This is a genomic window from Paraburkholderia sp. BR14312, from assembly GCF_040948675.1.
Classification (GTDB): domain Bacteria; phylum Pseudomonadota; class Gammaproteobacteria; order Burkholderiales; family Burkholderiaceae; genus Paraburkholderia; species Paraburkholderia nodosa_A.
This window is the reverse complement of the sequence record NZ_JBFPKI010000006.1, coordinates 400,951-418,419: the sequence shown is the minus strand read 5'-3', so window position 1 is coordinate 418,419 and position 17,469 is coordinate 400,951. Positions and strand designations below refer to the sequence as shown.

Annotated in this window: 16 protein-coding genes; 4 read left to right on the top strand and 12 right to left on the bottom strand. The window is 65.1% G+C overall.

Translation table 11 applies throughout. The annotated features are described in order from the left end of the window. Positions 1–11 precede the first annotated feature (11 nt). Positions 12–275: a DUF6723 family protein gene (locus AB3X98_RS19580; RefSeq protein WP_069263747.1), complete on the bottom strand. Its 264-nt coding sequence runs from the start codon at positions 273–275 to the stop codon at positions 12–14. A 215-nt stretch (positions 276–490) separates the two neighbouring features. Here AB3X98_RS19580 and AB3X98_RS19575 point away from each other — a divergent pair, with 215 nt between their 5' ends. After that, on the top strand, positions 491–1,759 hold the full coding sequence (locus AB3X98_RS19575) for a multidrug effflux MFS transporter (protein WP_069263745.1): 1,269 nt from the start codon (positions 491–493) through the stop codon (positions 1,757–1,759). A gap of 23 nt (positions 1,760–1,782) precedes the next feature. Here the strand turns inward: AB3X98_RS19575 and AB3X98_RS19570 are convergent, their stop codons facing one another. From AB3X98_RS19570 to AB3X98_RS19545, 6 genes are all read right to left on the bottom strand, one after another. Further along, a complete protein-coding gene (locus AB3X98_RS19570) occupies positions 1,783–3,411 on the bottom strand; it encodes an FGGY-family carbohydrate kinase (RefSeq protein WP_368605240.1) in 1,629 nt (542 codons plus the stop codon). Positions 3,412–3,456: 45 nt separating this feature from the next. Further along, positions 3,457–4,185, bottom strand: a complete 729-nt coding sequence (locus tag AB3X98_RS19565; protein ID WP_368605239.1) for an SDR family oxidoreductase — start codon at positions 4,183–4,185, stop codon at positions 3,457–3,459. A gap of 34 nt (positions 4,186–4,219) precedes the next feature. Then, on the bottom strand, positions 4,220–5,515 hold the full coding sequence (locus AB3X98_RS19560) for a sugar ABC transporter permease (RefSeq protein ID WP_368605238.1): 1,296 nt from the start codon (positions 5,513–5,515) through the stop codon (positions 4,220–4,222). Between the two features lie 11 nt (positions 5,516–5,526). Further along, positions 5,527–6,372, bottom strand: coding sequence for an ATP-binding cassette domain-containing protein (locus tag AB3X98_RS19555; protein WP_368605237.1), 846 nt, complete (start codon positions 6,370–6,372; stop codon positions 5,527–5,529). A 60-nt stretch (positions 6,373–6,432) separates the two neighbouring features. Continuing rightward, the gene (locus tag AB3X98_RS19550; protein WP_368605236.1) at positions 6,433–7,491 is read right to left on the bottom strand and encodes a sugar ABC transporter substrate-binding protein; all 1,059 of its coding nucleotides are present in this window, start codon (positions 7,489–7,491) and stop codon (positions 6,433–6,435) included. 135 nt (positions 7,492–7,626) lie between these two features. Beyond that, entirely contained in the window at positions 7,627–8,595 is a 969-nt protein-coding gene (locus AB3X98_RS19545) for an AraC family transcriptional regulator (protein WP_368605235.1), read from the bottom strand. A gap of 469 nt (positions 8,596–9,064) precedes the next feature. Between AB3X98_RS19545 and AB3X98_RS19540 the strand changes: the two genes are divergently transcribed. Next, positions 9,065–10,471, top strand: a complete 1,407-nt coding sequence (locus tag AB3X98_RS19540) for an MFS transporter (protein ID WP_368605234.1) — start codon at positions 9,065–9,067, stop codon at positions 10,469–10,471. Between the two features lie 78 nt (positions 10,472–10,549). Here AB3X98_RS19540 and AB3X98_RS19535 read toward each other — a convergent pair whose 3' ends face one another. The 3 genes from AB3X98_RS19535 to AB3X98_RS19525 form a co-directional block, all read right to left on the bottom strand. Then, entirely contained in the window at positions 10,550–10,978 is a 429-nt protein-coding gene (locus AB3X98_RS19535) for a nuclear transport factor 2 family protein (RefSeq protein WP_368605233.1), read from the bottom strand. A gap of 98 nt (positions 10,979–11,076) precedes the next feature. Further along, positions 11,077–11,598, bottom strand: coding sequence for a hypothetical protein (locus tag AB3X98_RS19530; protein ID WP_368605232.1), 522 nt, complete (start codon positions 11,596–11,598; stop codon positions 11,077–11,079). A gap of 49 nt (positions 11,599–11,647) precedes the next feature. Continuing rightward, positions 11,648–12,484 carry an MFS transporter gene (locus tag AB3X98_RS19525; protein WP_368605231.1) on the bottom strand — a complete coding sequence of 279 codons (837 nt, stop codon included), beginning with the start codon at positions 12,482–12,484 and terminating at the stop codon, positions 11,648–11,650. Between the two features lie 138 nt (positions 12,485–12,622). On the opposite strand from AB3X98_RS19525, the gene AB3X98_RS19520 reads away from it, so the two are divergent. Next, the gene (locus AB3X98_RS19520) at positions 12,623–13,558 is read left to right on the top strand and encodes a LysR family transcriptional regulator (RefSeq protein ID WP_368605230.1); all 936 of its coding nucleotides are present in this window, start codon (positions 12,623–12,625) and stop codon (positions 13,556–13,558) included. A gap of 22 nt (positions 13,559–13,580) precedes the next feature. Here the strand turns inward: AB3X98_RS19520 and AB3X98_RS19515 are convergent, their stop codons facing one another. Then, positions 13,581–14,576 carry a Gfo/Idh/MocA family protein gene (locus tag AB3X98_RS19515; RefSeq protein WP_368605292.1) on the bottom strand — a complete coding sequence of 332 codons (996 nt, stop codon included), beginning with the start codon at positions 14,574–14,576 and terminating at the stop codon, positions 13,581–13,583. A 275-nt stretch (positions 14,577–14,851) separates the two neighbouring features. On the opposite strand from AB3X98_RS19515, the gene AB3X98_RS19510 reads away from it, so the two are divergent. Continuing rightward, positions 14,852–16,501: an alkaline phosphatase family protein gene (locus AB3X98_RS19510; RefSeq protein ID WP_368605229.1), complete on the top strand. Its 1,650-nt coding sequence runs from the start codon at positions 14,852–14,854 to the stop codon at positions 16,499–16,501. A gap of 58 nt (positions 16,502–16,559) precedes the next feature. On the opposite strand, the gene AB3X98_RS19505 is transcribed toward AB3X98_RS19510, so the two are convergent. Next, on the bottom strand, positions 16,560–17,216 hold the full coding sequence (locus AB3X98_RS19505) for a helix-turn-helix domain-containing protein (RefSeq protein WP_028203801.1): 657 nt from the start codon (positions 17,214–17,216) through the stop codon (positions 16,560–16,562). Between the last annotated feature and the right edge of the window lie 253 nt (positions 17,217–17,469).

The window sequence follows — 17,469 nt, the reverse complement described above, 5'->3', positions numbered from 1 at the left end:
GCAGGGTCTGCTCACCCTTCGGGCGTGGCAATGTCCGCGCGAATCAGCTCATCCGCGAGCGTGAGTGCCTGTTGCCTTGCCTGCGGACCGGTCGCGCACGGCCCCGGACGCGGACAGCCGTCGAACGGATAGATGAGCCGCCCATCGGTCTTGCGGCGAATCCGCAGCAATCCGTAGTAGCGGCCCGCGCCGTCGATCTGCTCGCCGCAGAAGACTTCATAGTCCTCCGCAGTGGTCGGACGGCGCACGGCCTCTTTCGGCCTTTTCTCTGGCATTTCGGCACTCCGGGACTATCCTGGGCGAGATAAGCGGAAGCTCAGCAAGCGCCGCGCCTGAGAGGGGCGTCGCACGGAAGTCGGCGATAACGGGCACAATACGCGCCTGCGCCGCCGCGCCGGACGCCGTGTTCGTGATCCGAACGTGCTTTCCGAACAGCTGCCCCAACGCCCCCCAGCGCCGCCGCACCGGAACCCGCCCTTTTCACGCTGTCATGACTCACGATCTGCCCGAACGTCCCGCCACCGCCGCACGCCAGGCGAACTCGCCGCGCTTCCTGCTGTTCCTGATCTGCCTGTTCGCCTCGGCCGGACAGCTCGCCATCGACATCTACGTGCCCGCACTGCCGGCCATGGCGCGCTACTTCGCGACGTCGCCACAGGCGATCCAGTCGAGTGTGTCCGTTTATCTCGCCGCCTACGCGTTCGGCCAACTCATCTTCGGACCGATTTCCGACGCGCTCGGGCGCAAGCGCGTGCTGGCTTTCGGCCTCGTGATCTATACGCTCGGCTGTCTGCTCTCGCTCGCCGCGCCGAATCTGGAAACTTTCGTGCTGGCGCGCTGCCTGCAGGGCTTCGGCATCGCCGCGACCAACCTGCTCGCGAAGGCCATCATCACGGATTCGTTCGTGGGCACCGCGCTCATGCACGCGTTCACCTACATGTCGATTACGTGGGGACTCGCGCCGATCATCGCGCCGGTGATCGGCGCGCATCTGCAGGAGCTATTCGGCTGGAAGGCCTGCCTCGTGTTCCTGCTCGTCTATTCGCTGGTAATGTGGGCGCTGCTGTGGCGCTTTCGCGAGACCTTGCGGCAACCGGTGCGGCTGGAGCCGCGCACGCTCATCGCGAACGCGGGCAAGGTGCTCGCGAGCCCCGTGTTCCAGAGCTGCTTTCTCGCCCAGGGCTTGTGCTACAGCATCCTGCTCGTCTTCAACGTCGTCGGGCCGTTCATGGTGCAGAACACGCTGCACAGGCCGCCCACCTTCTTCGGCTATCTCGCGCTCGGCATCGGCCTGATGTATTTCCTGGGCGGTCTCTCGAACCGGCTGCACGGCCCGCGCCTGCCTACCCCGGAGCAACGTCTGCGTGTGGGGGCGCGCGTGATGGCGGGCGCGGCCATCGCGATGCTCGTGCTCGCGCTCACGGTGGGCCTGCGCGTGTGGACGCTCGCCGTTCCTGTACTCGTGATGGGTCTGTGCGCGGGTGCGATGTATCCCACGCTGATGGCCAAGGGCAATTCGCTGTTCCCGCATATCGCGGGTTTGACGAGCGCGATTCTCGGCTGCGCGCTGCTGCTCGTTTCCTCGGCGATGATGGGGCTGGCCGGTTTCGTCTCCGTGCACGTGCTCACGCCGCTAGCGGTGTTCTTCGTACTGCTCGCGCTCACCGTCGTCGTGATGGTGACGAAGCTGCTGCGCCACCTCGCGCAAAGTCAGGCTGCTGCCGCCGCGCTCGCGCAGCGCAGCGGCGAGGCGGCGTGAGCCGCTAGCTCCCGGCCAAGCCGTTATCGGATCGCGCGCGCCACGTCCTGCAACTGCGTGAAGGCGCGGTAACGCGCTTCGTGCAGCGCCGCGATCTCGCCCGTGGCCGGTGCGTAGACCTTGCTGATCCGGGACATCGCGGCCATCGCGTCGCGCACGTTATCGTATAGGCCGCCAGCCACGGCGCCCAGCATGGCCGCGCCCAGCAGGACCGGCTCCTCGGCGTGGGTGGCCAGCACGGGCTTGCCCGTTGCGTCCGCCAGCAGCTGGCGCACGAGGTCGAGCCTGCCCGCACCGCCGCTGATCACGACCTGCTCGATCGGCGCGCCCGCCTGGGCCTGCACCTCGACGATCTGCCGCAGCCCATAGCCGATGCTGCCGATGCCCGCGACATAGAGCGCGACGAGGCTCTCCATGTCCGTCTCCATGCCGAGTCCCGCGATGACGGCCCGCGCCTGCGGATCGGCAAATGGCGCGCGGTTGCCGAGGAATTCGGGCACGACGTGCAGGCCGTGATCGTGCGCGAGGCGCACCGCGCCCGATTCGCTCTGCGCAGCCTGGACCGCCAGCCCGGCAAGCATCGTCGGCAGCGACTGGCCTTCGCTCGCCGCGCGGCTCGCGGCTTCTGCAGCGAGCGGATGCATCGCGAGCAAGCGCTCGATCGCCGCGCCCGCCACCGACTGCCCGCCTTCGTTGAGCCACGCCCCGGGCACCATCGCCGCGTAGTACGGCCCCCACACGCCGGGCACGAACACGGGGTCGCGCGTGGTCGTCATCGTGCACGACGAGGTGCCGAACACGTACGCGAGGCACGCCTCGGGCTGCCCCTGCGCGCCGACCGTGCCGATGCCGCCCGCATGCGCGTCGATCACGCCCGTCGCGACGGCAGTGCCCGCGCGCAGGCCGAGCTGCGCGGCAGCCTCGGGCGTGAGCCCGCTGCCGAGCGGCGTCCCGGGCTCGACGATCGTGCGGCCGATGCGCGCAAAGCCTTCATCGGCAAGCACGCCCAGACCCACGTTGCGGAAGTAGCTCTCGTCCCAGCGCTGCTCGTGCGCGAGATAGGTCCACTTGCAGGTCACGGTGCAGGTGGAGCGCGAAAGATCGCCCGTGGCGCGCCATGTGAGGAAGTCGGTCAGGTCGAAGAACTGCCAGGCCGCGGCGAACACCTCGGGCCGGTTTTCCAGCAGCCACAGCAGCTTGGGCGTTTCCATCTCCGGAGAGATCTTGCCGCCCACGAAGCGCAGCACGTCGTGGCCCGCGGCGTTGATGCGCTCGGCCTGCTCCACGGCGCGATGGTCCATCCACACGATGATGTCGCGCTCGGCGACTTCGGACGGGCCAACGGGCAACGGCGTGCCGCCCTCGCCCAGCACGACGAGCGAACAGGTGGCGTCGAAGCCGATGCCGGCGATCTGCTCCGGCGAGATCGCGGCCTGCGCGAGCGCTTCCTTCACGGCCTGGCAGACGGCGTTCCAGATCTGCGTGCTCGATTGCTCGACGATGCCGCCGCTCTCATGAAACACGCTGATGTCGTGTTTCGCCGACGCAAGCATGCGACCGGCGGAATCGAAAATGCCGGCGCGGGCGCTGCCCGTGCCCACATCGACACCGACGGTATGGCGTGCGCCGCCGGCCTGGTTAATTGAGGTCATGGCTCGTTGATTGTGGTTAGGGCCTGTTCACGCTGATAACAGGCCCTAAAGATCGACACTGTTCGGCAGGATCACGAGGTCGCGAATGGTGACGTTGCGCGGCCGCGTGAGCATGAATACCACGGAATCGGCCACTTCCTTCGGCTGCATGAGACTGCCCTGGGCCAGCGCTTCATCCATCTTCGCCTGGGGCCAGTCATCGAGCAAGGCCGTGACCACAGGGCCCGGCAGCACCGCGCCCACGCGCACGCCGTGCTTCGCGACCTGGCGGCGCACGGTGTGCACAAACGCCTGCACCGCGAACTTCGAGGCCGTGTAAATGGGCTCCCACACCACCGGCACGACGCCCGCCACCGAACTCGTGAAAACGATGTCGCCCGACTTCTGCGCGATCATGTGCGGCAGCACCGCATGCACCGAGCGGAACGCGGCGTTGATGTTCAGGTTGAGCATGCGATCCCATTCGTCGGGGTTGCCGTTCGCCACCTCGCCGCCGATATACGCGCCCGCGTTGGCGTGGAAGATGTCGAGCCCGCCCGCGAGATCGAGGATCCTGGGCAGCATCGTCGCATAGTCCGCCGCGTTGAGCAGGTCCATGGCGAGGGGCGCCGCGTTGGGCCCCAGCTCCGCGCAACATTTCGCGAGCCGGTCCTCTGCGCGGTCGATCAGCACGACTTTCGCGCCTTCGTCCACGAACGCACGCGCGCACGCGAAGCCGATGCCGGACGCCGCGCCGGTAATGGCGGCGACCTTACCCTTGATCGATTCAGACATGGGTGACTTTCTCCTTGAATCAGGTGCCGACGCCTCAGGCGCGGCCATGCGAAACACGCGACTGGCGGGCGAGCGAATCGACGATCACGGCAATGGCCAGCACAGCGCCGGTGATCATGAAGCGCAGCGACGACGACAGGTTCAGCAGCGTCAGGCCGCTCGCAATCGACTGGATCACGATGATGCCGAGCACGGCCGACCATGCGCTGCCGCGCCCGCCGAAAAGGCTCGTGCCGCCGATCACGGCCGCCGCGATCGCGTTGAGGTTGACGTCGCCGGTGCCGGCCTGCTGGCTCGCCGAAGCGAGTCGCGCCGCGGTCAGCACGCCGCCGATTGCGGCCAGGCTCGCGCACAGCACGAAGGCGCTCGTATAGATCGCGCCGACCTTGATACCCGCGCGCCGCGCGGCTTCGTGATTGCCGCCCACGGCGTGCATCGAGCGGCCCCAGCGCGTGCGCGTGAGCGCGTACTGCATGACGACGGCGAGACCCAGAAAGAGGCCGAACATCAGCGGCACGCCACGCCCGCGGTTGAGATAGGCCACGACGATTTCGAGGAACACGGTCAGCGCCGCCGCGCGCCCGAGCAGGCCTGCGACCGAAGGCGCCGAAAGCCTGGCCGCATGGCGGCGCGTGCGCGTACGCAGGCCGAGCAGCAGGAGCACGATACCGGGCAGCAGCGCGATCACGTGCGAGACGATCGGCGGAATCACCATCAGTTGTCCGAAGTTCACCATCGCCGAGCCGTAGGGCAAATTGATAGAGCCCGTCGAGCCGAGCACGTAGAGCTGCATGCCGAGGATGGCGAGCAGGCCCGCGAGCGTCGAGACGAAACTTGGCATGCCTATCCAGTTGAGCAGCAGCGCATACAGTGCGCCGATCACCGCGCCCACCGCAATGGCCGCGACGATAGCGAGCAGCACGGGCCAGCCGTCGTTGACCCACAGCGTGCCGACGAGCGCCGAGGCGAAGCCGCTCATGGAGCCCACCGAGAGATCGATCTGCCCGAGCAGCAGCACGCAGACGATGCCAAGCGAAATGACGCCGACCGTCGAGCAGTCGAACAGCATGTTTACGAGGTTGTCAGCGGAGAGAAACACGGGGTTCAGGCTCGTGAATACCGTCCAGATGATGACGAGCCCCGCGATGACCGGGAGCGAACCCAGGTCGCCCGAGCGCACGCGGTCGACGAATGCCGACACGCTCTCGCCGATTCCGCTCGCATGCTTCACGCGCACGTCGCTGCGGTCGAGCAGCGTGGATGGCTTCGCATCGGGCTTTGAGGCATCCGGGTTTTCAGGCTGCGCAGCGCCATGGATAGTCTTGCTCACGATCGTTCCTTTCACTGGACATCCTGTTGCGCCTGGCGGCGGCCCGCGCGGCGCGACACCGCGTTTTCCGTCGCGCCGGTGATCGCCGCCACGAGTTCGGCGTTGGAGGAGTCGGGATAGAAAATCCCGTTGTTACGGCCAAGGCGCAGCACGACGATGCGGTCGGCGACGGCGCGCACGTCTTCCATGTTGTGGCTGATCATGATGACGGCGTGCCCGCGGTCGCGCACGCGCTCGATCAGGTTCAGCACCTCGGCGGTCTGGGCCACGCCGAGCGCGGCGGTCGGTTCGTCGAGCATGATGAGCTTCGGGTCGAGCAGCAGCGAGCGCGCGATCGCCACGGTCTGGCGCTGGCCGCCCGAGAGCGAGGCGACCACGTCGCGCACGCTGGGAATACGCGCCGAAAGCTCGTTGAGGAGCGTCCAGGCCTTCACTTCCATCGTGACCTCGTCGAGCCGGTAAGGGCTCAATTCGCGGCCGAGGAAGATGTTCGCCACGACGTCGAGGTTTTCGCAAAGCGCGAGGTCCTGGAACACCGTCGCGATCCCCAGGTCGAGCGCCGTGCCCGGATCGGACAGGTTCACCGGCTGGCCACGAAACGTGATGGTCCCGGCGCTCGGCTGGTGCACGCCCGCAAGAATCTTCACGAGCGTCGATTTGCCCGCGCCGTTGTCGCCGACGAGGGCGACCACCTCGCCCGCGTGCACGTCGAGCTCGATATCCGTGAGGGCCGAAACCGCGCCGAAGTGCTTCGAGATGCCGCGCAGGCTCAGCACCAGCTCGCCGGGCGCGCCGTCGCTTGTCGTGGCTCGGTCCGTGGCGCTGTCCGTTGCGCGGTTGCTGGATTCGTCAGTCATGAAATGGGTACCTCTTCGTTGCTCTCAGGGCCCGGCGCGCGCCGGGCCCAGCCATGCGTATCAGCCGCCAATGCCGAGCTTCTTGCAGCCATCGGCGTAACGGCCCGTGCACAGATCCGACGCTTTCGCGAAGCCCTTGTCCACCACTTCCGCCTTGATGTTCTTCTGCGTGATGACGGCCGGCTTGAAGAGCTGCGTGGGCGTCTTGAAGAGCGTCGTTTCGCCCTTCACGGGCTTGCCGTCGAGGAAGCCCACGGCCACCTTCGCCGCCGCGCCCGCCACGATCTCGCTCGGCTTGAGGATCGTGTTGTACTGGTCGCCCGCGATGATCAGTTGCAGGCCCGCGGTGGTCGCATCGTTACCCGTGACCGGCGGAACCGGATTGAGTCCCGCCGCCTTGAAGGCCGCGATGGTACCGCCCGCCGTGCCGTCGTTGGCGGCCACGACGCCCACGATCTGCGGTCCGAAACGCGTGATCTGCCCGCTCACCCATTGCTGCGCCTTGGGCGGCGCCCACTCCGGCGTGTCGTACTCGGAGAGCGTCTTGTAGCCGCTGCCCTGCAGCCCTTCGTGAATGCCCTTCTTGATGAGCCCGGCGGCGGCGTCGGTCGGCGAGCCGTTCACTTCGAGCACGCCGCCCTTGCTCCCGGCCACGCCCGACTCCTTCAGATGCTGCACGAGCGATTGGGCGATGGACTTGCCGATTTCCTCGTTGTCGAACGAGACGTAGTAGTCGGCAGGCGTGGACGGCACCGGCCGGTCATACGCGATGACCTTGATGCCCTGGCTTTGCGCCATATGCACGAGCGAAGCCGCGGCCGTGGAGTCCACCGGGTCGAGCACGATGACCTTCGCGCCCTGGGCGATCACCGAATTGAATTGTTGCTGCTGCTGCGAGGCATCGGCATTCGCGTTCTGGTAGAGCACCTTGCAGTCGGGGCAGAGCTTGCCCATTTCGGCCTTGAAACCGGGGAAGTCGTGCTGCTCGTAGCGCGTGGAGGCCTGATCGGGCATCAGGAACGCGACCGTGCCGCTCGGCGCGGCGTAGGCCGACGTGATGCCCGCGAGGGCGAGACTGAGTGCGGCGGCGCGGATCAGTTGGGTGTGAAGTCGGGTCATTGGGTGTCTCCGTTTTTTGGTTGAATGCCTGGTAGAGTGGCCGGTGCTGTCGTGCTGCCTTGTGAACGTGTGAGTTCGTCCTGCGCAATGCCTGACATGCGCACTGCGCTTGAACCTCTTTTGCTGGGCGATCCGCTAGCCGATCGCGGGCACGCCGTACACGGCTTCGCTCTTGCTGGCCGCGCTCGCGGCGTTGAGCCGCTGATAGGATCGCCAGCGCGACGGCGACATTTCCTTGATCAACAGGAACTGGCGGTTGAAATTCGAGAGGTTGTTGAAGCCCACCTGATAACAGATGTCCGTGATGTTCAGTTCGCCCGACATCAGCAGCTGGCACGCCAGATTGATGCGCAGCTGGTTCACGTAACGCACGAACGACACGCCCGTATGGCGGCGGAAATAGCGCGAGAATGCGCTCACGCTCTGCCCGGCCAGTTCCGCCAGCTCCGTTTCGCGCAACTCCTGCGAGAGATTCTTGCCGATGAAGGCGAGCACGTGATTGATGCGCGTACCCGCATAGCGGGCCGGGTCGGCGCGATACGCCTCGCTTGCGAGCGCCGCGGGCTCCTCGCTTTGCACGAGCAGATCGAGCAGGTCGATGAAGAGCGTGACACGTCGCATGCCCTGTGCGCCCAGCATCTCGCGCAGGATCGGCTCGGCGGCCGCGCCCGTTTCCGGCGTGAACAGCAGCCCCCAGCGCGACGCATCGAGCAGCGCCTCCACGCGCCTGAATTCGGGAAACGCATCGATCGCGCGGGCAATGAAAGCCGCGTCGAACTGGAGGACGAGACAACGTTCGTCCACCGCCTCGCCGTGCGGCACGCTGCTCACCCAGTTGTGCGGCAGGTTCGGGCCGATCATCACGAGATTGCCGGGCGCGAAGCTGCCGATGAAATCGCCCACGAAATACTTGCCCGTGGTCGAGGTGATGAGGTGGATCTCGTACTCGGGATGGAAGTGCCAGCGCACCATCCGATAGGGGTAGCCGTGCGACCAGACCTTGAACGACTCGTCGCGCGGCACGGCGACCAGTTCGAGGTCAGGCTGGGAATGCGTGGCGCCGGGCGCGTTCGTGCGCGCCGCGGGTGCCCCAATGGTTTGCATCTCGACTCCTCCTGCACAGTTTTTTCTTGTTCTGCGACGGCTACTTGCGCATACGCTCGACCTGTCTTCGGACCGCGCGCCGCCATGTCTGAAAATTACCCGCCGCGGCACGCCTCCACCACTGAAAATCAGACCGCAGACTGATACTTTCTTGCATTCGGGTTAGTCCTGGGCCGGTTCCAGTGTGCCGGAAGTCAATTTTTGTGCATCGCAACAGTTGTCACTAGCGAACCGCGAGACAGCCCAACCACCAGAAAAACGGCAAATGTTGCTGCCGCTCGCTCGAGGGCGAATCCCGAAGAGCGGTCAAAAGTCGCCACCGCACCCGCTCGACAGGGACGCGCGATGCGCAGGCAGGGAAAGTCCCGATGCGAAATCGTCCTATGACATCGGAAACAGAAATTGACGGGACTAACTTGATCGCTCAAGCGCGCCATTCGGGCCGCGGTTCCTGACAAGAGGACGTCTTATGCGATTCGCCGAAACTTGGCATTCCCCCACGCCGGGCCGGTCCCTATGGGACGATACGTCGACTCCCGACCACGACCAGCACGCCGCCCCCACCGGCAGCGCGCACACGCTGCCACGCCGGGCCATTACCGCCGCTGCGCTCGGCAACGCAACCGAGTGGTTCGACTACGGGATCTACGCCTATGGGCTCGCGTATATCTCCGCGGCGCTGTTTCCGGGCAGCACGGCAAGCGCCACGCTGTTCGCGCTCGGCACCTTCGCCATTTCATTTCTGATTCGCCCGCTCGGCGGCCTGTTCTGGGGGCCGCTCGGCGACCGCTTCGGGCGCAAGAAAGTGCTCGCGCTGACCGTGCTGCTGATGTCGGGCGCCACGCTGCTCGTGGGCCTGCTGCCGACCTATGCGAAAGCCGGCTGGATCGCTCCGGCCGCGCTCATCGTATTGCGCATGATCCAGGGCTTCTCCACCGGCGGTGAATATGGCGGTGCAGCCACCTTCATGGCCGAATACGCGCCCGACGCGCGGCGCGGCTTCTGCGGGAGTTTCCTCGAGTTCGCCACGCTGGCCGGCTTTTCGCTAGGCGCCTTGCTGATGCTCGCGGCATCGCTCGCGCTCGGCAACGATGCGATGCATGCGTGGGGCTGGCGTCTGCCGTTCCTCGTCGCGGCGCCGCTGGGCTTGATCGGCTTCTATCTGCGTTCGCGCATCGAAGACACGCCGGTATTCCGCGAGATGGAAGAGAAGTTCGAGCAACAGGAGCGGGAGCGCCCGGCCATTTCGCTGCGCACCCTGCTGCGCGAGCATCGCGTGCCGCTCGTGCTGCTGGGCGGGCTCGTGGTCGCGCTCAATGTCGTGAACTACGTGCTGCTCGCGTATATGCCGACGTACATGCACAAGGAATTGGGCGTGAGCGAGAACATGTCGCTGCTCATTCCGCTCATCGGCATGCTGGCGATGATGGCCCTGCTGCCGTTCGCTGGCCGGCTCTCCGATCACGTGGGGCGCAAGACGCTCTGGTGGTTTTCGCTCGTCGGGCTTTTCGTCGCCACCGTGCCGATGTTCATGCTGATGCGCCACGGCGTGGGCGGCGCGCTGATCGGCTTCGCCGTGCTCGGCCTGCTCTATGCGCCGCAGCTCGCGACCATCTCGGCGATGTTCCCCGCCATGTTCCCGACGCAAGTGCGTTACGCGGGGATGGCGATTGCCTACAACGTCTCGACCTCGCTGTTCGGCGGCACCGCGCCGATCGTGAGCGACTGGCTCGTGGACAAGACCGGCAGCCCGCTCGTTCCGGCGTACTACATGATGGCCGCATGCGCGGTGGGCGCCGTCGCACTCTTCTTCGTGATCGAAACGAAGGGCTGTTCGTTGCGCGGGCAACAGGTGCCTGGCAAGGCCCAGCAGTAACGGCATGGCGGGCCGCTCGCGCCCGTCATGCTCCGATCGAAATGCCCGACCGCGTGTCGGGCATTTTCTTTTCGGCGACTAACGTTTGAAAATGACCTTCGTCGTCGCGGGATCGATCGGTGAAGACGAATGCTGGTGGAAGATCTTCCAGCCCTCGTCCGTTTGCCTGAGCGTCGCGGTGATGCGATTGTCCATCGAGCGCAATTCCTCGCCGTCCGCCGCGACTGCTTTGTAGCTCACGAAGGCGTACACCACGGCGAGTTCATGGGAGACGGTGGTGTGCACCTCGCTGAAATCCACGATCACGCGCTCGGCGCCCAGGGAGCCGAACCAGCCCTCCACCATGTTGCGCCATGACGCGACGCCCGCGTACGTCCAGACGCCCCACATGTCGAAGGCCAGGATGTCGGGGTCGTACAGCGCGACGAACGCATCGACGTCTTTGGCCAGCACCGCGGCTTTGTACTGGTGCAGCACCTGCAGGATCGGATCGGCGGCTTTGTCCACTGGGTTGTCTCCTGAACCAGGTTGCGTTAGCGAATGAACGGCTGTTTATTAAAGCAACGCCGCGTGGCCTCTGTCCAGTGAATTTGCCGCCCCGCCTTTCAGGTGCGCGAAGCGTTGGCGAGCACGCGGGCGCCCTTGCTCTGCGGACGCAGCAGCAAATAAAAGGCGGCGCCGTGCGTAATTGCCAGCAGCGGCACGACAATTACGGGAATCACGTAGGTCGCTGCCAACTCTCCTGCGTGTACAGGCACACCGGCCTGGATGGCGTGGTAGTAGGCAAGAACCAGGTCCACCGCGCCGACGAGATTGAACGCCACGACGAAGAACCAGAACACCGGCCGCTTTCTTGCCGCGAGTAGCGCCAGCATGGCCAGCGCACCCGTTGCGAGGTCCCCATAGGCCGTGGGCACGGCGAAACTCGCGGGCAGATCGGGACTCACGACGCCCGGCAGCATGAAGACCAGCCCGAAGAAGCGGAAGCTGTGCAGCATGGCGATCGCGCGTTGCGCCTCGAATGGCTCCATCGACCTGAGCCGGGGCCAGACGTAGACGGTAAAACAAAGGAGCCACGCGACATACCCGAGCGCGAGATGCAAGCGAAAGATCGATTCCGGTGACATGTTGCCTCCTGCAAGGTGCGTTGCGATGTGCGGATGAAATGAAGGGAGCTCACGCGGCGCGGCGCCGGAACAATTGACGCAGCGAAAGCGCATGCAACAGGATCGAACTGGGCACGACGAACGCGGGCGTCAGTACATACGGGTACGTGCCCGCGTTGAGGCTCGGCATATCCGGCGCGATCAGCTGGAATCGGCCGGGCGCCGTGATCATCCCCAGGGTCACGGCAACGGCGAAATCGATCAGCCCGAAAATGTTCCAGGCGATGGCGGCCTTGTGCCCCTGCGCCGTGCCGCTTGCCACCGCGATGGCCGCCGGCACGGCGAACAGGCCCGTCAGCAGGTCGCCGGTGCCTGCCGGCAACGCGTCCACGCCGGCCATCGCGCCGTGCAGCCACGCAGCGATCGCCCAACTGCCGAACACGCGATAAAACTGCAGCGCAATGAGCCATGCGGCCGGCATCGCGTCGAGTACTTGCCCGATTCGCTTCGACATCAGCAATAGCGGCGCGCCGACCATCACAGGCAAAAATATCGCCAACGGCAGCATGGGCAACGGCGGCGGGACGGCGCTCAGTCGAAAGACGCCATGGATCGCCGCACTCCAGACGACTGCGAACCAAAGCGCATGCGCCATGAGAATCACGAGCCAGGTCGCGCGGCGCTGGCTCAGCGTCAGGCCGGTGCGCTCGAGGCCGAGCCACAATCCGAGCGCCATGAACATCTGGGCGACGAGCTGGTGCGCCGTGGTTTGAAAACCGCTGCCAGGGATCGCCGGCAGCCAGTACATCACGGCAATCCACAGCAACGTGACCGGCGCAATCCAGCGCAGGCTGCGCCAGGCCGGGCGCGGCGGGATGATGCCAACGGGAACGGCGGGCGTGCTCATCAGCGGTTCTCCAGATGAATGCCAGACTTCGCGGCGGATCCTGCCTGCGCGCGAGGCGATTTGCGCGCGTCATCGGCTGGCACGTTAGGTGTACCATCGTTTGCCGCGAGCAACTATTCATCACAATGTTGATGCGCTATGAAGCAGAACTTCACAGTCAGGCAAGGTGCGCTCGATGGCGTGGAGGCGTTTCTGAGCGTTGCGAGGCACCGCAGCTTTCGCAAGGCGGCGGCGGAGCTCGGGGTGACGCCTTCGGCTATCAGCCAGGCAGTGCGTGTGCTCGAAGAGCGCATCGGCGCGGCGCTGTTCGTGCGCACCACGCGCAGCGTCGGCCTGACCGAAGCCGGCGAACGGTTTCTTTCGCGCGCAAAACCCGCCTTCGAGGAACTGGTCGCCGCGAGCGAAGTCGCGCGCGACCTCGGGCAGCGCCCTACGGGTTTGTTGCGGCTCTCCGTGCCGCGCGCGGTCGTCCCACTGCTGCTCGAGCCGCTGCTCGCTTCGTTTTGCCAGGCTTATCCCGAAGTGGAGGTGGAAATCGCCGCGAGCAAGGAAGTGGTCGATCTCGCGGCGGAAGGCTTCGACGCCGGCATCCGGCTCGGACAGCTCGTCGCCGCCGACATGGTGGCGGTGCCACTGACGCCGCCGTTTCGTCTCGTTGTCGTAGGTAGTCCTGCCTACTTCTCCGGCAATAAACGGCCCCGCCACACGGACGATCTGCGCGAGCACGCCTGCTTGCGCTGGCGGCGCTCCAACGGCGCGCTGGCCTCATGGTCATTCGATGACCACGGGCACGCCATGGAAATCGCCGTCTCCGGACCGCTGATCGCCAGCGACTTCCCGACCATGATGGGCGCGGCGCTCGAAGGCATCGGCCTCGCGCAGCTACCCGAGCCGATGGTTTCCGATGCCGTGAAAGCGGGCAAACTCGTGCGCGTGCTCGACGCCTACGCGCCGATGCTGCCGGGCGTGTTTCTCTGCTATCCCAGCCGCCGGCAGATCATGCCCAAGCTGCGCGCATTCATCGACCATGTGAAAAGCCGCAAGGCGGGCGCGGGTCAAGCCAAAACCCGTTGAACCCGCCCGCGGCGCTTCGACGTCAAGCAATGCTTTCCCAGGCGCCCGAGCGGGCCGAGCGGAACACGGCGTCGATTACGCGCATGTTCGCGCAGGCATCTTCCAGCGCAATCGCCTGGGGCGTGCCGTTCAAAATCGCCTCGGCAAAAACCGACGCTGCCACGCCGTATTGATCGCATACCGGAAGCTCCAGCCAGCGATCGGCTTCTCCCTGCTTGCTCAACAAGAGCCGTGTAGGCCGGTCATTCGGCGCATTGAATGGAATCTCGACCTCGACGCGCCCGGTCGCGCCGTGAAACTGCATGCGCTGGTAGGGATGAATCTGGGTGGAGTAAAAGAAGCTCGCTTGCACGCCGTCGAAATCCATGAGCACGGAGCCTAGACGGTCCACTTCGAACGACGGGTCGCGCTCCACGAGCGCGACCACGCGCTTCGGCTCCCGCCCGAGAATGAGGCGCGATGTCGTGATCGGATAACAGCCGATGTCCAGCAAGCCGCCGCCGCCCATATCGCTATGGTTGCGAATGTCCTGCGCATTGGTGTTGTAGTAGGTAAAGCCGCCTGTCACCGCCCGCAATTCGCCTATGGCGCCCTCTTCGATCAACGCCTGCACCTTCAGCCACTGCGGATGCGTACGAACCATGAAGGCTTCCTGGATATACCGCCCGCTCTTGTCGCGCGCGGCGATCAATCGTTGCGCCTGTTGCGCATCGAGCCCGATCGGCTTTTCGCACAGCACATGCTTGCCCGCCTCGACGGCCTTGATCGTCCACTCCACATGAAGATGATTGGGCAACGGGATATAGACCGCATCGATTTCCGGGTCTGCCAGCAGCGCCTCGTAACTGTCGTACGCCTGCGCGAGTCCGTATTTCGCCGCGGCAGCCTGGGCCTTCTGTGCTGAACGCGAAGCAATCGCTTTAACGCGGCACTTCGGCGCGTGGTGCATGGGCACGACGACCTTGTCGTTGATCTTCGACGTACCCAGGATACCCCAGACGATTTCATCCTTTGCCATGACGTTCCCTTTGGATTCGATTATGCGATGCCCGGAATGGACTGAATGGAACTCACTCTTAACGAGCGCTCCACCGCGAACCGTGAACACTCGAATGCAGGAGTCTACACCCGCGAAAACCCTCACTTCACGCGTCCGCAAACGTGTCTTGCAACAACTGATAACAACTGACGGCAAGATGAAAGCACGCCGTCACGAGAGATTCGCCTTCCAGCCCCACATTGCTCGGGCTGTGCGCAGGTCCCCACAAATGCAATACAAAAACGAGGTGAAAGATGGAGAATACGAGCCGGTGGTCGCGGTTAGGCGCAGTCGTTGGCGCGGGTGCAATGGCACTTGCGGGTGTGCACACAACGGCTTACGCAGGAGAAATGAAGGACGTGAAGCACGTCCTGCTCATCAGTTTCGACGGCCTGCACGAACAGGACGTAGCCCGTTGCATCGGCAGCAATTCGTGCCCCAACCTCGCGCTGCTCGCGAAGTCGGGCGTGACCTACACGAACGCCCACACGCCGCATCTGTCCGACTCGTTCCCGGGCCTCACGGCGCTGGTCACGGGCGGCTCGCCGAAGAGCGCGGGCCTCTTCTATGACGTGTCATATGACCGTACGCTCTACGCACCGCTCGATTCGCAGTGCAAGGGCCCGCAAGGCTGGAACGTCGTGTTCGATGAAACGACCGGCATCGACGGAGAGAACGGCGGCGCGCTGATTCACCTCGACGGCGGCGGCGCGTTCAATCCGCAAGCCATTCCCTACGCGAAGGTCAACGGCGTTTGCACGCCCGTGTACCCGCACAATTACATCAAGACGAACACCGTCTTCGAAGTCATCAAGCAGAACATCCACGGCGCGCGCACCGCGTGGGCGGACAAGCATGCGTGGGGCTATGACTGGGTCAACGGTCCGTCGGGCAAGGGCGTGGACGATCTGGCGCGCACCGAGATCAACTCGATCGATCCGAAGACCGGCACGTATTATCTGGACACCTACACGCATACCGAAGTCTTCGACAACATCCACGTGCAGGCGCTGATCAACGAGATCGACGGCCTCGACTCGACGGGCAAGACGAGCGCGCCGGTGCCCACGATGTTCGGCACGAACTTCCAGACGCTTAGCGTCGCGCAGAAGTCGCCTGTGGCGAAACAAGGCGGCTATCTCGACGCCGACTTCACGCCGGGCCCGCAGGTCGCCGCGGCCATCACGTATCTGGACAACTCGCTCGGCCGCGTGGTGCAGGAACTGAAGCAGCGCAATCTGTACTCGTCGACGCTCATCATCGTGACGGCCAAGCACGGCCAGTCGCCGACCGATCACTCGAAGCTGGTGAAGAACGGCGACACGCTCACGAAGCTGCTCGAAGCCAACAACTATCTGGACTCGACCGGCAACTTCGGCCAGAACAACACGAAGACGGGCAACCTGAACGACGGCTCGGGCCTCTCGGGCACGGGCATGGTGCAGACCGACGACGTTGGCCTGATCTGGCTGCGCGATCAGAGCCAGAAGGACGCCGTGGTGAAGACGCTGCAGGCGAACCTGAGCTGTAACGCGCCGGGCATTTGCGCGGATGGCCCGCAGGCGTACATCCTCACGGGCGACCGCCTTGCGGACTGGTTCGGCAATCCGTCGAACGGCCGCACGCCGGATATCATCGTGCAGCCGAATCCGGGCGTGATCTATACGTCGAGCACGGCGAAGGATGAAGAGCACGGCGGCAACGCGCCCGACGACAGCCACCTCGGTCTCGTCGTGTCGTTCCCCGGTATTCACCACGCCGGCCGTACGGACGACCACTACGTCTTCACGACCCAGGTCGCACCGACGATCCTGAGCGCGCTCGACCTGGATCCGCATCTGCTGCACGCGGTTCAGCTCGAAGGCACGCATCGCCTGCCGGGGCTGGGTCTCGACGAGAAGTAAGGCGTGGCTGGCTGCGGCAGTCATCGGAGGTTCGATGGCTGCCGCGTCGGCGGCCCGCTCAAACCGTCTGCAAGCCCTCGATATCGCAGATGCGGATCAGCTTGCCCTGCGCGTCGATGAGGCCACGCTTCTGGAAGCGCGACAAGATCCGGCTCACGGTTTCGAGCGTGATGCCCAGGTAGCTGCCCATGTCCTCGCGTGACATGCGCAGACGGAACTCGGCCTGCGAATAACCGCGCTGCCAGTTGCGCGACGACACGTCGAGCAGGAAGGCGGCCACGCGTTCTTCGGCGGTGAGCGAGCCCAGCACCATCATCTGCGAGGCTTCCTGGTTGAACTGGTCGCCCATGAGCCGGTGCAGCCGGTCCTGCATCGTGCCGCTTTCGCGGCACAAGCCCTTGAGCGCCGCGTAGGGAAGCGTGCAAATCGAGCTGTCTTCGAGCGCAACGGCGCTGAACGCGTGCACGTCGGTGGCGATGCCGTCGAGCCCCAGCGCGTCACCCGCGAGACGCAGCCCGGTGATCTGCTCGCGGCCGTCGCGGTTGACGATCAGCGTCTTGAGCGAGCCGGAGCGCACGGCGTACAGGCTGTCGAAGCGGTCGCCCGAGCGATACAGGGCCTCGCCACGGCGCACCTTGCGCGCCCCGCAGATCAGCGCCTCGAGCTTCGGCAGGTCTTCTGCCGGCAGACCCTGCGGCATGCAAAGATGGCGCATCGCGCACCCCGAACAGCGTGCGCTGGGTGGCGTTCCGGTGAGAGGAGCGCGGCTGCTTTGGCGCACGACGATAGCCGATCCTGCGACGGGTGAGAGCATCGAACGACTCCTTCTTTAACATTTTTTAAGATTTCGACGCATTGTCACACCATGCGCGTGCGTCAACGTGGTGGCAAAATGCCGCGCACTAGAACCGCGGGCTTTTGAGCCTTGTCAGGCAACGGTTTCACGGCCTATTGCGCAAGCGCAAGCG